The organism is Bacillus daqingensis (assembly GCF_042654445.1).
In the GTDB taxonomy this organism is placed as follows: Bacteria; Bacillota; Bacilli; order Bacillales; family Salisediminibacteriaceae; genus Alkalicoccus; species Alkalicoccus luteus.
Window position 1 is genome coordinate 495,929 of sequence record NZ_JBHSGK010000013.1, and the last position, 13,992, is coordinate 509,920.

12 protein-coding genes are annotated in these 13,992 nt (G+C 49.8%); 8 read left to right on the forward strand and 4 right to left on the reverse strand.

Annotated elements, in window-relative coordinates; translation table 11 throughout:
* Positions 1-146: 146 nt before the first annotated feature.
* The 8 genes from ACFO4L_RS13655 (at position 147) to ACFO4L_RS13690 (ending at position 10,493) form a co-directional block, all read left to right on the forward strand.
* Complete coding sequence (locus ACFO4L_RS13655) at positions 147-1,649, forward strand: sensor histidine kinase (RefSeq protein ID WP_377910233.1); 1,503 nt, start codon at positions 147-149, stop codon at positions 1,647-1,649.
* Positions 1,618-3,144: a response regulator transcription factor gene (locus ACFO4L_RS13660; RefSeq protein ID WP_377910234.1), complete on the forward strand. Its 1,527-nt coding sequence runs from the start codon at positions 1,618-1,620 to the stop codon at positions 3,142-3,144. Before ACFO4L_RS13655 ends, ACFO4L_RS13660 begins: the two co-directional genes overlap by 32 nt.
* Before the next feature lie 277 nt (positions 3,145-3,421).
* Entirely contained in the window at positions 3,422-4,777 is a 1,356-nt protein-coding gene (locus ACFO4L_RS13665) for an ABC transporter substrate-binding protein (protein WP_377910235.1), read from the forward strand.
* Between the two features lie 92 nt (positions 4,778-4,869).
* Positions 4,870-5,793: a carbohydrate ABC transporter permease gene (locus ACFO4L_RS13670; protein ID WP_377910236.1), complete on the forward strand. Its 924-nt coding sequence runs from the start codon at positions 4,870-4,872 to the stop codon at positions 5,791-5,793.
* Complete coding sequence (locus tag ACFO4L_RS13675) at positions 5,794-6,618, forward strand: carbohydrate ABC transporter permease (protein ID WP_377910237.1); 825 nt, start codon at positions 5,794-5,796, stop codon at positions 6,616-6,618.
* Positions 6,619-6,688: 70 nt separating this feature from the next.
* Positions 6,689-7,231, forward strand: coding sequence for a phosphatase PAP2 family protein (locus ACFO4L_RS13680; protein WP_377910238.1), 543 nt, complete (start codon positions 6,689-6,691; stop codon positions 7,229-7,231).
* A gap of 69 nt (positions 7,232-7,300) precedes the next feature.
* Positions 7,301-8,779 (forward strand): BCCT family transporter, encoded by a 1,479-nt coding sequence (locus ACFO4L_RS13685; protein ID WP_377910239.1) that lies wholly within the window; start codon positions 7,301-7,303, stop codon positions 8,777-8,779.
* 121 nt (positions 8,780-8,900) lie between these two features.
* On the forward strand, positions 8,901-10,493 hold the full coding sequence (locus ACFO4L_RS13690) for a long-chain-fatty-acid--CoA ligase (RefSeq protein WP_377910240.1): 1,593 nt from the start codon (positions 8,901-8,903) through the stop codon (positions 10,491-10,493).
* A 76-nt stretch (positions 10,494-10,569) separates the two neighbouring features.
* On the opposite strand, the gene ACFO4L_RS13695 is transcribed toward ACFO4L_RS13690, so the two are convergent.
* From ACFO4L_RS13695 to ACFO4L_RS13710, 4 genes are all read right to left on the reverse strand, one after another.
* A complete protein-coding gene (locus tag ACFO4L_RS13695) occupies positions 10,570-10,770 on the reverse strand; it encodes a hypothetical protein (protein ID WP_377910241.1) in 201 nt (66 codons plus the stop codon).
* A 19-nt stretch (positions 10,771-10,789) separates the two neighbouring features.
* Complete coding sequence (locus ACFO4L_RS13700; RefSeq protein ID WP_377910242.1) at positions 10,790-11,725, reverse strand: ArsA family ATPase; 936 nt, start codon at positions 11,723-11,725, stop codon at positions 10,790-10,792.
* Positions 11,726-11,736: 11 nt separating this feature from the next.
* Positions 11,737-11,994, reverse strand: a complete 258-nt coding sequence (locus ACFO4L_RS13705) for a cory-CC-star protein (RefSeq protein ID WP_168005192.1) — start codon at positions 11,992-11,994, stop codon at positions 11,737-11,739.
* Between the two features lie 180 nt (positions 11,995-12,174).
* Positions 12,175-13,908, reverse strand: a complete 1,734-nt coding sequence (locus ACFO4L_RS13710; RefSeq protein WP_377910243.1) for a carbon starvation CstA family protein — start codon at positions 13,906-13,908, stop codon at positions 12,175-12,177.
* Between the last annotated feature and the right edge of the window lie 84 nt (positions 13,909-13,992).

Here is a 13,992-nt window from a genome sequence, read left to right on the forward strand (position 1 = left end):
GGTCATGAAAAGGTTTTCATATAGGCATTTTATCAGACTCCCGTCTCGACGGGAAGTTGTTTTTTCAAAGGAGCTGGGCATTCGATCTTTTATCGGCTATACTGATTGAAAACGCTTCCGATATGCTCGGGAAGGGGATGAACAGCATGCGGATTCATCAGAAATTCATGGTGTTTTTCGTGGTGATTTTATGTGCGATGGGCGCGATCTCGTGGTATTTGTATTCGAGCGGGAAAACGACATCAGAGCAGTACGATGACATATTGGACCGTTTTCTCGTGTTAAATGAAATCTCTCAGCATACATCAGAGGCAGCCAGGCACTTTGAGCAGTATTTGCTGCTCCAGTCAGAACCGCAGCTTGATGCCCTTCGTGAAAGTCAGGAAGCACTGGAACAGTCCCGGACGCTGTTCACCGAAATTATGCCTGCAGAACATGATGCTTCGTTATATAAAAACTACTATCACATGCTGGCTTATTTTAATCATGAAATGAACGCAGCGGTTATTACGCAGCGCAGCCAGGAAACAGGCATGCACCTGATTCACCGGGATGAGGCAGAAAAGGTAGCCTCCTGGCTGAATGATACAACGCTTCAGCTCATCAATGCCGAGCTGCGCGATTATCACGACATGCACGCAGCAGCTCTTGAAGCGCGGGAATCCCAGCTGACACTGGCACTAAACGGAGCTGGGCTGTTGTTCCTTACGAGTATTATTTTTACGTACATCATGTCTAAGCGGATTTTACGACCTGTTCGAAAGCTCATTCATCAGTCCAGCGAAATTTCAGCCGGCAATTTTACGGTGGAGGATGTGCCCGTCACAAATGATGAAGTTGGTGTCCTTAGCGCTACATTCAATCAAATGAAGCATAATCTTCAGCAGCTGATTGGGGAAATGAGAGAACGAGCGCGGCTGGAGCGGGTCGTAAAGGATAATGAAATTGAACAGGCGCAGACGCTGCGGCTTTTGAAAGAAATGGAGCTGAAATCTCTGCAAAATCAGATGAACCCTCATTTTCTGTTTAATACGCTTAATACGACAGCTAAAATGGCATATGTCGAGGGGGCTGGCGCGACAAGCCGGCTGATTGTTGCGATCTCAAAGCTGCTGCGTTACAACTTAAAGCCGATCGAGTCCAAGGTCACCCTTGCTGAGGAGCTAAACCATATTCAGAAATACGCAGATATCCAGCGGGCCCGGTTTGGAGAGCGTGTCTCCGTGGAGGTCGATATTCGTACCAGCCACCTTGATCTGCGTCTGCCGGTGCTGACGCTGCAGCCGCTTATTGAAAATGCTTTTATTCACGGACTCGATCCGCTGGAGGAAGGCGGCAGCATTTATATTACAGCAGAAGATACCGTGCGCGGGGCTGCTGTCACGGTCCGGGATACCGGAGTCGGCATGAGTGCGGAAGCGTTAGAGCGCGTCGTTTATTCCGGCAGCGGCAGCACCGCGCCGAATGGACATTTAACTGGAATTGGTCTTGTCAATGTGCAGAAGCGCCTTCAGCTTTTGTTTGATGAACCTGATCTAGTAGTCATTCAATCTGAAGAAGGAAAAGGGACAGCGATAACGCTTCACCTTCCTCTGGAGACGAAAGGAGTGATCACCGATGAAGCACCGCATGCTGCTGGTGGAAGATGAGCTGCTGGAGCGCCAGGCGCTTCGACAGATGATCGAAAAGCAGTTTCCACACATTGAAATTGCCGGCGAAGCCTCTTCCGGACGCCAGGCCCTGCAGCTGGCTGAAGAGCTTCATCCGGATATTGTCTCAATGGATATCCGGCTGCCCGGCATGGACGGTCTGCAGACCATTGAGGCGATTCGTCAGACGCAGCCTCATATCAGCTTCATTATTATGTCTGCCTTTGATACGTTTTCGTACGCGAAAAAAGCAATCTCCCTCGGCGTCCACCAGTATTTGCTGAAGCCGTACGACGAGTCCGAGCTTTATGAAACGCTGCTTGAAGTTACTGCTTTACGAGAGAAGGACTGGAAAAGACGCATGGATCACCTGGAGCTCCGGGATCGTCAGGAGCAGGTGCAACGGCTTGCTGCCACTGAATTCACAGCTTCTGCAGCAGAAGACCGGCTGGAAAAGCCTTTTGAGGAAGCTCTCTACGATGTAACTGGAGAACGGGCAGCATCCGTCTGTTCCCTCGTTATACGCTCTGACTCGATTCGCAGCGTATACGGGCTTGTCCAGCAGGAGGTGTTTGCGACCCCCCGGACCCTGAATGGACCCATGTCACCACCTTTCCTGACGATTTTAATCTATTCGACAGAAGACGGAACCGATCCGCGGCGTACGGCCCGCGAGCTGTGGGACCGCATCTCCAGGCGATGTGAAACCGCTGAGCTGACGGTCCGCGCCGGCATGAGCAGCGTGCAGACAGACTTGGATTCTGCTCCGTCGTTAATCAAGGAAGCTCGCCGGAAAGCGTCTTCCGGAAAGCGGGAATACGCTCTGACTACATCCATACCAGCTGTTCAGGACCGACCTGCCCTGCTTCCGGAAACGAAGCTCTTCGACTTGTTCAAACTCGGTAAATTGAAAGAAGCAGAGACACTCATTACCGACTTTACAAATGAGCTGCGGATGGCGGCTTCTGCTCCAACGCCGCACCTGATGGAAGAAATGCTCGTTGTCTGCTCTCGAAGCGGTGATCCTGTATTCGCATGGGACCGTAGACCTGTGCCGGAGGAGCCTGAAGAAGCAGCTGACTATTTGGAACGTGTGCTGATGAGCTGGGTTCGGGAGCGTGCGCTGCAGCTGCAGGAGCTTGAGTCCGAGACTGTTCCAGTTTTAATCGAATACCTGCAGCGCCATTACATGGAAGAGGTGACGCTGGAGTCGGTATCCAGCTATGTCCACCTCTCCCCTGCCTATGTAAGCAGACGCTTTAAGGAGGTGACCGGCTCCACGTTTATTGAACACCTGTCTGCCATTCGCATTGAGAAAGCAAAAGAACTGCTGGCTGTATCTGCAATGCCGCTTAAGGAAATCTGCTTTGCAGTCGGGTACCACGATCCGAATTACTTTAGTAAAGTATTCCGCCGGCAGACCGGCAGCTCTCCAAGAGAATACCGGCAGGAAAAAAAGCTGGAGCAGCTCGTGACTGAAACGGATCCAGACTAAGGGCCTAATCGCGGCAGCAACCGGACGCTGAAATATGGCGTCCGGTTTGTTTGAGATCAAAAAATGGCTTCAGCAGACCTCTCCGATAAAATAATCCCTTCTTCCAACAAAATAATGCTAGTTGAGCCCGCTTTTTTTGTAAACGCTTACAACCATGTAAAATAATCACCTGTCTTTCGCTTAAATAGTCAGAATTTTTTGAGCCTGCAAATGATAAAACTATGATTAACTGAATATGGATACACGATTCAGCACTATTTTAAGGGGGTAAGAAGCAGTGAAAAAATCACTATGGCTCAGCGTTATTTTCGGTTCGCTTTTGGTTACAGCAGCTTGTGGCGGAGAGGAAATGAACTCTATCGATCCGGATGCAGAAGATCCGGCTGATGCAGAAGAGGAAACAAACGAAGCAAATGACGGAGATGAAGCTACCAACAACGAAGCGTCCGGAGACGGTGAGGAGCTTGAAATCTTCAGCTGGTGGACAGGTGCAGGTGAAGAAGCTGGACTTCTCGCAATTATTGATCTGTTTGAAGAACAAAACCCGGATGTTGAAGTCGTAAATGCTGCTGTCGCCGGCGGGGCCGGTACAAACGCCCAGGCCGTTCTTGCAAGCCGTATGCAGGGAAATGATCCTCCGGGCACCTTTCAGATTCACGGCGGCGCTGCTCTTAACACCGGCTGGGTTGAAGCAGGCAGAATGGAACCTATTACAGATATTTATGAAGAAGAAGAATGGATGGACAAATTCCCGGAAGATTTAATCGACATGGTGACTACCGACGATGACATTTATTCTGTACCGGTAAACATTCATCGAAGCAACGTGGTATTTTACAATGCCGGTATTTTTGAAGAGCACGGTCTGGAAGCGCCAACGACGTTTGATGAGTTTTATGAAGTAGCAGATGAGCTTGAGGAAGCAGGAGTAACACCGCTTGCACTTGGCGACCGGGAGAGCTGGACATCGCTGCACCTCCTGGAAACGGTGATGCTGGGCGTGCTCGGACCGGAGGGCTATAACGATCTCTGGACAGGGGATCTCGCATTTGATTCACCGGAGTTTGAGGAAGTCATCGATGAATTTGATCGAATGCTCGATTATATTAACGACGATCACGCAGCCCGAAACTGGCAGGATGCTGCGCAAATGGTAGCTGAAGGCGACGCCGCCATGAACATTATGGGCGACTGGGCAGCCGGTTACTTTGCAACAGATCTCGGGCTGGAGCCGAATGAGGACTTCGGATGGGCGGCAACGCCGGATACAGAGGGTATGTTCATGGTCGTAACAGACAACTTTGGACTTCCGTCCGGTGTCGAGAATCCGGAAACGGTGAAAGACTTCCTGCGTTTCCTTGGTTCAGTAGAAGCACAGGACACGTTTAACCCGCTGAAAGGATCGATTCCTGCACGCGTCGATGCTGATCCGGAAGAGTATAACGAGTACGGACAGTCTACGATTGAAGACTTCCAGGATGCCGTATTGACGCCGAGTCTGGCTCATAACTCTGCTGCTCCTGCCGGCTTCGTTTCGCAAGCGGATCAGGCTGTCAACGTCTTCGTTTCCTCCCGGGATAAAGAGCAAGTCATTCAAGCGCTGCAGCAGGCTCAGGACGATAACATCGAGTAGCCGCTGGGGACATAAAGCGGGAGCAGCTTTCCATGTTGGAAAGACGCTCCCGTTTTTCAGGAAAACGCCTGCTGAAGGAGTGTGATCACACAATGAATACCAATCGGGCCGGTTCAGACAGATGGATGTCCATTCTGTTTATCCTCCCTTCCATTATTGCAATCGCGATTTTTGTATACGGCTTCATCAGCTGGACCGGCTACGTGTCTTTCTCCAACTGGAACACGCTCACTCCGGACTTTTCATTTGCCGGTTTGCAAAATTACGCGTTTCTGCTCCAGGACTACCGCTTTCAGTCCGGGATGAGAAATACGCTGTTCTTTACGATCTTTTTTATTTTCGGCGTGCTGTTTATGGGCTTTATGCTCGCCACTTTTATCGATTCGAATATAAAACAGGAGTGGTTTTTTCGGAACGTCTTCCTGTTCCCGATGGCTCTCTCCTTCGTCGTTACGGGGGTCGTCTGGCAGTGGCTCCTGAATCCGAGTACAGGCGTCAATATTCTGTTTGCCATGCTTGGCTTTGATTCAGTACCAGCCTGGTATACGAGTACGACGATCGCATTTGGGTTTCCGCTCGGTTCCATAGAATTTGGTCTGCCGGTGGCGATGCTTTCCGTCGTGATTGCTGCCGTCTGGCAGATGACCGGCTTCTCTCTTGCGATGTACCTTGCCGGGCTGCGCGCCATTCCTGATGAAATAAAGGAAGCAGCCCGCATGGACGGCGCAACCGAATTTCAGATTTACCGGAAAGTTATCTTTCCGATGCTGCTGCCGATCACCGTCAGTATCGTGATTATTATGGGGCACATGTCGCTTAAGATTTTTGATTTAATTTATGCGATGACCGGTTCCGGGGCTAACTTTGTCACCGATGTACCTGGTGTGTATATGTTCGAAACAACGTTCCGTGCGAACTTCTTTGCAAACGGCGCTGCGATCGCGATGATCATGCTTGCACTGGTAGCTGTTATTATGGTGCCGTACCTCATCTCGGCGAGAAAGGGGGAATCGTAAATGGTTTTGAAAAGTCCTGTCAGTAAATTTCTCGTCTATACGCTTTTAATCATCATGTCCCTCTTCTTTCTGATGCCGATTTACGTCATGGTCATTACGAGCTTAAAGCCGCTCGACGAAGTGTCTCTGACGCAGATGTGGGCACTCCCCTCTTCGATTTCCTTTGAGGCATACGGCTTTGCGTTCGAACGGCTCGCACCAAACTTTATGAATACGATCTATCTCGTCGTACCTGCCACTATTCTATCGGCGATGCTCGGCTCATTAAACGGCTATGTGCTGTCGAAATGGAAGTTTAAAGGATCAGACTGGATTTTTACTGCTATCCTGTTCGGCATGTTTATTCCATACCAGAGCATTCTGATTCCGCTGATTCAATTTCTGCAGGGTGTCGGCCTGTACAATACGATTCCGGGACTGATTCTCGTTCACGTCGTGTACGGTATTCCGATCACGACGCTGATTTTCCGCAACTTTTATGCTTCGATCCCCGGTGATCTAATCGAAGCCGCACGAATCGACGGAGCAGGATTTCTGAGTATCTACGGAAAGATCATTTTTCCTCTTTCGATTTCAGGCTTCGTGGTCGTCTGCATCTGGCAGTTTACAAACATTTGGAACGAATTTTTGTTCGCTGTCAGTATTACGAGTACCGGATCTCAGCCGATTATGGTCGCACTGCAGAACCTGTCGGGGAGTCAGATCGTGCAGTGGAACGTACAAATGGCTGGTGCCCTTCTTGCCGCACTGCCTACCCTGCTCGTGTATATCTTCGTTGGAAAATACTTTGTCAGAGGGCTTTTAGCCGGCTCTGTCAAAGGCTGAATCCTGTTTATGAGCAGCTGTTTCAGGGAATTCTTCTACAAAAGCTACTACGCTTCGTTGGAGGATACTCATGAAACAGCTGTTTGCAATGGATCGACAATTACTGGAGCTGTTTAATCAGCAGTGGACATCTCCAGCCATGGACCCGTTTATGCGCACCGCAACAATCGCAAGCGATATCGGCTTAATCTGGTATGCTGCAGCCGTACTTCTGATGCTTGCGGTTCGCTGCAGCCGTGCGCGACTGGCAGGCGCGGCAATGATCATTGCCAACGGCGCCGCTTTTTTATTTCAGGCGCTGGTAAACCTTATTCTCCCCCGCCCCCGTCCTCCACTCGTTGAAGAAGGCATCCGCTTCCTCGTAGAGACGCCAGCCTCAAGCTCTTTTCCCTCAGCTCACGCAGCCACCTCTGCAGCTGCTTGCACCGCGCTCGTTTTCTTTTATCCGAGAGCCGCTTGGCTTGCCGTGCCATTCGCCTTGCTTTTTGCCTATACAAGGTTGTATGCAGGGGTTCATTACCCAAGTGATACGTTAGCAGGTCTTGCAGCCGGTGCAGGAATCGGCATTCTTGCTGCTAAAGCTGTCCAGCTGCTAAACAGCCGACGCTCTTAAGGTAAAAAACGGCAAGTACCGGTGTGATAAACTGGTGAGGAGACAACTGAATAGAAGGGATGGATGTGTATGAAAGAAAGATTTACGATTGTCTTAAAGGTTTCCATTTTTCTCGCAGCTGTATTTGTTGCTGTCGGTATTTTTATTCCAGAAACGATGGGAAATGCGTTTGCCGAAATTCAAGCCTTTATGTTTACGACATTTGGGTGGTATTTTCAGATTCTGACTACGCTGTTCTTTATTTTTGCTATCTACCTGGGCTTAAGTCGTCACGGTGGGGTCCGCCTGGGTTCCCCGGATGAAAAACCTGAGTTCAGCAGACCTGTCTGGTTTTCCATGCTGTTCTCTGCTGGCATTGGGATTGGCCTCTTCTTCTTTGGAATTGCAGAGCCGATTGATCATTTCTCTGCGCCGCCTGTTGGTGAAGGAGGCACTGAAGCCGACGCTGTTGGAGGAGTTACTTACACTTGGCTTCACTGGGGGCTGCATGCATGGGCGATTTACGCTCTGGTTGCGTTGGCGCTGGCGTTGCAGCAGTTCCGCTATAAGGCTCCCGGTCTGATGAGCACAACGCTGTCACCTGTATTCGGCGCTAAAATGAAGGGACCGCTCGGCCATATGGTAGATATCATCGCCGTATTTGCCACCATTTTCGGCGTGGCTGCCTCTCTTGGACTTGGTGCGCAGCAAATTAACGCCGGGCTGGAGTATGTGTTTGGTGTTCCTTACAACTTTGCTGTTCAGCTGCTGATCATGATGATCATTACCATTATTTTCGTAACATCGGCAATGACGGGAATTCACAAAGGGATCAAGTATTTAAGCACCATTAATATTTCCTTATCCGGCCTGTTTCTGCTGTTCATCGTGATAGCAGGACCGACCTTGTTTTTATTAAACATGTTTGCGTCGAGTCTCGCCCATTATGCCGCTACCTTTATACCTATGGGAATGCGGATGAGCCCGGTTGATGCTCAGGAAGCAGATTGGACACAGGCATGGACGGTCTTTTACTGGGCCTGGTGGATTTCCTGGACACCGTTTGTCGGCATGTTTATCGCGCGGGTTTCCAGAGGAAGAACGATCCGGGAATTTATTTTTGGAGTGATCCTTGCACCGAGTCTCGTGACCTTCTTCTGGTTTGCGATGCTTGGCGGCACCGGTATTTACCTGGAGCTGTATGAATCCATTCCAATTTCAGATGAATCGCTGGAGACAGCTTTATTCGCCGCGCTTCAGGAGCTCCCGCTTACGACATTTGTATCTGTTGCAGCCATGGCGATCGTGATTATCTTTTTTGTCACCACTGCCGACTCTGCAACGTTTGTACTCGGCATGCAGTCTACGGGCGGACGGCTGAATCCGCCGCCGTCCATCAAAGTGATGTGGGGCGTTCTTTTCGTCAGTATCACCTCCATTCTGCTCCTCGTAGGCGGATTAGATGCCTTTCAGACCGCAATTGTTGTACTGGCACTTCCGTTGTCCATCATTATGATTTTTATGTGCGTCGGCATTATGAAAATATTGAACGAAGAAAAACGGGCATAAACCAGACCGAAGCTTCCTTATTTGGAGGCTTCGGTCTGCCTGCTTGATATCTGAATATTCTTGACCTTCTTTATGAAAGCGGTTACGATTTTAGTATACATATTTTGGAGGAGGCACGTTTATGCATGTTCCTATGTTACTAACAGACTTTCTTGATCGGGCTGTTCGTATTTACGGACGCGAAACCGCCGTTATTGATGGAGATGTCATATTGACATACAATGACGTTTTTCATCGTGTACAGCAGCTTTCCCGTGGTCTGCATGATCTCGGCATTCAAAAAGGGGACCGGGCAGCCTATCTGGCGCCAAATTCACATGAAATGTTTGAGGGATTTTACGGTGTGTTTCAAACAGGTGCCGTTATGACCCCCCTTAATACGAGGCTCAAGCCTGAAGACTATATTTTTATCTTGAATCATAGCGAATCGAAAATTCTGTTCGTTGATTACACGCTGTATGACACCGTTAAAAAGATCCGCTCCGAACTGGAGACAGTGCACACGGTCATCGTACATGGAGCGGAGGAAACAGCAGATGAAGACGTTGCTTATGAAGCTTGGCTGAATCGTTATCCAGCTGAGCCGTTTGATCGTGCCGAGCTGGAAGAAACGGATACCGCGAGCCTTCTCTATACGAGCGGTACAACCGGCAATCCAAAAGGTGTTATGCTGAGCCATCGCAGTAATTACCTCCATGCGTTAACAACGATGCATCATCTGCGTGTCACCGATAATGATACGCTGCTCCACGTCCTGCCTATGTTTCACGTAAACGGCTGGGGGTCGCCGTTTTACTATACGGCAAATGGAGCCTGCCAGGTGATGCAGCGCAACATCGATGCTGACAGCATCCTTGATACTATCCAGCAGCACCGCGTGACCGTCTGCCATATGGCTCCGACTGTGCTGAATATGCTGATCGAAGCCTATACGGAACGGCGCGATTCATATTCCAATGAGCACAGCGTTCGGGTTGTGATCGCCGGATCCGCTCCTCCGCCTGCCTTCGTTACACGGGTGGAAGAGGATTTAAAATGGGAATTCATACAAGTGTACGGAATGACGGAAATTGCGCCGCTCGTAACGACTTCGCAGCCGCTCCGCTATCATGATAATCTGAAGCCGGAACAGCTTCATCGCATGAAAGCGAAGCAGGGCGTGCCGCTGATCGGATCCGATGTGCGTGTCGTAACTGAAGACGGTGAAGAAGTCCCACATGATGGTCAAACTGCCGGGGAAATTGTCGTTCGCTCTAATAATGTCATGGAGGGATACTGGCAGAATCCGCAGGCAACGGCTGATACGATCCGCGATGGCTATTTGCATACAGGTGATATGGCGAACGTCGATGAAGATGGCTTTATCGAGATCGTCGATCGCAAAAAGGACGTGATCATCAGCGGCGGCGAAAATATCTCTTCTATTGAAGTGGAAGGATGCCTATATGATCATCCGGATGTCCTGGAGGCTGCCGTGATCTCCGTCCCTCATGAAAAGTGGGGGGAAGTGCCCCATGCAGTAGTAGTGCTGCGCGAAGGTGCTTCGGCTGATGAAGAAACGCTGATTGCGTTTGCCAGAGAAAAACTTGCTCATTTCAAAGCTCCAAAAGGGATTACGTTTACCCATGCACTTCCGAAAACGGCTTCCGGTAAAATTCAAAAAGTCCAGATTCGCAAACCGTTCTGGGAAGGAAAGGACCGCTTCATTAATTAATCAAACGCTCTTCATTTTCGGATTCTGCTCGTACCCGTAAAAGGCTTCAGGACGTCACATCGTCCTGAAGCCTTTCTCAGTGAGGCACTCCGCCGCTTCCAGGCGGCCGGTTGTCCCGGTTTTTTTCGATCATTTCGGCACGCTTGCGTTCGAACTCCTTTTGTTCTTCCGTTCTTCCGTCATACGACGTGTACTGTTTTCTCTGTTTTCGCTGGTCCAGAAGAATGCCCCCGGCAACAATAGCAATCAGCCCGAGTACTGCTGCAAGTCCACCCATCGGCTGCTCCTTTCTCTGTTCAGCTTTCTTCTTTTAAACTCCGGCTGAACAGCTTCAGTTTTTCTAAATCGCTTATATCGTGAGGCTGAAGCGGGATGATAATCCGTTTCTGATGCGGAAATGTCTCCTCGATCAAATCCAAATACGTATGCTCATGCTTTCTCCGTTCTGCTAAAAAGGAACCGTCCGCATCGTCCGGAAGTACCTTGTTGACGACGAGTGTTTCCACATGCAGATCATATTGGTTTAAAAGTGTCAGTGCCTTTTTTGTCTCCAGCACCGGCAACCGCTCCGGATTTAAGACGAACACGAACCCGGTGATCTCCGGATTCAGCAAAATGTCCCTGGCTTTCTTAAACCGTTCCTGCCTTTCAAGGAGGACCTCATAAATCGGATCCTCAATCGGTTCTCCGTCGTGCAGCAGCCGGCTGTAATTTTCATTTGTTTTCTTCCGCTTTTTTAACAGTCCTTCTATCCACACACCCATCAGCTCAGGCAGCGACAGCAGGCGGATCGTGTGGCCGGTCGGTGCCGTATCGATCACTAGCCGGTCGTACGATTGACGCTCCTCCAGTATGAGTGAAATCAGCTTATCAAACATAGCTGCCTCGTCTGCCCCGGGCGATGCTTTAGCCGTATCAAGCTGCCTGTTTACTTCCTCCATCATCCCGCTGTGCACCGTATGACGAATGTTTGATCGAACAGAATCAATGTAGCGCTCCGTCTCTGTTTCCGGATCAATTTCAAGGGCGTCCAGATTTTCCGACACGTTGACCGGGGCACCGCCTATATGTTTATTAAAAATATCTCCTGTATTGTGCGCAGGATCGGTAGAAACGAGCAGTGTCTTCCTGCCCTCAGCCGCTGAAAGCAGCGCCAGAGCAGAAGCTGTTGTCGATTTTCCGACCCCTCCTTTTCCGCCTACGAACACTATCTCTTTTTCCGTCAGACTCATCCTCGGCCTCCTCAGCAGCAGCGAATTCCGTTAAGCGGTGATTTGTCCATCCCCATCCGCAGGTGCCATTCGTGAAATTCCTCCAGCATATGCGGATACAGCTCCAGCGTGTAATAATAGACCGGATTTGGGATGCCGATCATTTCCGAGTACAGCATCAGCATAAACAGATCGTCTTCATCCCGCAGCTCCCTGGCAATTTCCTGGCGGTGGTTCAGGCTGATCACTTCTTCGTAGTAGCGGATGAGCTTTTTCACACTGTCCAGCACAGGCTCCGCCTCCTTTTATGAACGTATACCTTTATTATCGCATACTTTTCCGTCCCGGAGGAAATACCAGAATGCGTCTTACGCCGGATTTTAAGCATCTGGACCAGAGACGCTTCACATACGCACTCAATCTTTGAAAAAGCACAAAGGCCGCCTCTAAACGAGACAGCCCGGGCAAAATTAATCGTTGTCAATCGGATCATTTCCAGTTTTCGCCATCACAGAGAAAGCCGTGAGCGCAATCCAAAGAGCGAAGACGAAGTTAATCGCACCGAAGACAAACAGAAGCGTGTTCGAACCGTCTGCCCACCAGGCCCATTGGAATACGACCTGCTGGAACAATGCATACATCGTCATAAATAGCAGGAAAACCATTGGAATGAGCGTGTAGATGTAATTTCTGCCCAACCGTTTCAGCCAAAGAGAGATTAGCAGCAGACTGATTCCAGCCAGCAGCTGATTACTTGTTCCAAACAGCGGCCAGAGAAGATACCCGCCGGAACCGAAGCCCTGAGGACCTTCCGGAATAAGCACAAGCGCTGCAGTAGAACCAACTGCAATCGTAGTGGCCACGTGCGTCTTCGTAAGTGCCGGCACCTTATATTCCGTACCGAGCTCTGAAATAATGTAGCGCATAAGACGGACGGACGTATCAAGCGTTGTGGCAGCAAAACTGACGACAATGATGGACACGATCGTGGTGGCCACTGCCTGAGGAATCATCAGCCCCTGCGCCAAATTTCCGGCCCCTTCAACGAAGTTTCCAAGCCCGATAGCTCCAGCACTTTCAAAGCTGTCATAAGCTCCAAGGAACTCATCAGCATTTGCAAACAGCGTGACGACGGCCATGATGGAAACGAGAGCAAGAATCCCTTCTCCTACTGCACCAAAGTAGCCGACAAAACGCGCGTCGGTTTCTTTGTTCAGCTGCTTGGAGGACGTTCCCGACGAAACGAGTCCGTGGAAACCTGAAATCGCCCCGCAGGCAATCGTGATAAAGAGAAGCGGCATCCAGGATGTGTCTGCACCCGGATTAGTCGCCGGCGCAGTAATCTCCGGATTCGTCAGGAACAGGCCAAGATAAAGAATGGCCAGACCGACTACAAGCTGGTGAGAGTTGATAAAATCCCGCGGCTGCAGGAGCTTCCACACCGGCAGCGTTGACGCAACATAGACGTACGCAAGTAAAATCAAAATCCAGATAAAGAAAGCAGTTGATACCGCCCCTAGACCAAACAGACCTGCCGCTTCCTCGCCGCCCATATAACGGACGAGGTCAATTTGCAGAAACTCTGTTCCGCTCGCTACAATCGCAGTAGCATACATCACCGCAAGCGCTACCAGCGACGGGACGAGCATTTTAACATTGCGCTTGTATACAGCATAGCCGATCCAGATAGCAAGCGGAATCTGAATAAAGACCGGTATAACACTTGCCGGGTATGTAATAAACAGATTGGCTATGACCCATGCAAATACGGCGTTGACCATAAGAACGAGAATAAGAATGATAAATAAAAACAGAATTTTTCCCCGCTGGCCGATCAGCTTATTTGCCAGTGTTCCGATCGACTGTCCTTTATTTCGAACAGAGAGGACAAGTGTACCAAAGTCGTGGACACCGGCTGCAAACACGGTACCTAATACGACCCAAAGGACCGCCGGGAGCCAGCCCCAGTAAACGGCGATTGCCGGTCCTAAAATAGGTGCAGCACCGGCGACCGATGTAAAGTGGTGCCCCCAGAGAACGTATTTGTTGGTCGGAACAAAATCGACTCCATCCTTGTATTTATGTGCTGGTGTCACATAGTCAGGATCGAGCCGGTAAATACGTTCTGCAATAAACTTTGAATAGAAGCGATAACCGAGCGCAAAGACGATCAGCCCTGATACCGCAACCAGAATCGCAGACATAGAACCCCTCCTTTTTGTAAGCGCTTCACTTAATGCGCACCTCTCATTTTATCAGAAATCGAAATTTTGTAAATATTATTTATT

Bases quoted from the DNA above. Each gene is read 5' to 3' on its own strand.
- ACFO4L_RS13660 (WP_377910234.1), top strand. From the start codon at position 1,618: ATGAAGCACCGCATGCTGCTGGTGGAAGATGAGCTGCTGGAGCGCCAG.
- ACFO4L_RS13710 (WP_377910243.1), bottom strand. From the start codon at position 13,908: ATGTCTGCGATTCTGGTTGCGGTATCAGGGCTGATCGTCTTTGCGCTC.
- ACFO4L_RS13670 (WP_377910236.1), top strand. From the start codon at position 4,870: ATGAATACCAATCGGGCCGGTTCAGACAGATGGATGTCCATTCTGTTT.
- ACFO4L_RS13690 (WP_377910240.1), top strand. From the start codon at position 8,901: ATGCATGTTCCTATGTTACTAACAGACTTTCTTGATCGGGCTGTTCGT.
- ACFO4L_RS13685 (WP_377910239.1), top strand. From the start codon at position 7,301: ATGAAAGAAAGATTTACGATTGTCTTAAAGGTTTCCATTTTTCTCGCA.
- ACFO4L_RS13655 (WP_377910233.1), top strand. From the start codon at position 147: ATGCGGATTCATCAGAAATTCATGGTGTTTTTCGTGGTGATTTTATGT.
- ACFO4L_RS13680 (WP_377910238.1), top strand. From the start codon at position 6,689: ATGAAACAGCTGTTTGCAATGGATCGACAATTACTGGAGCTGTTTAAT.
- ACFO4L_RS13675 (WP_377910237.1), top strand. From the start codon at position 5,794: ATGGTTTTGAAAAGTCCTGTCAGTAAATTTCTCGTCTATACGCTTTTA.
- ACFO4L_RS13695 (WP_377910241.1), bottom strand. From the start codon at position 10,770: ATGGGTGGACTTGCAGCAGTACTCGGGCTGATTGCTATTGTTGCCGGG.
- ACFO4L_RS13700 (WP_377910242.1), bottom strand. From the start codon at position 11,725: ATGAGTCTGACGGAAAAAGAGATAGTGTTCGTAGGCGGAAAAGGAGGG.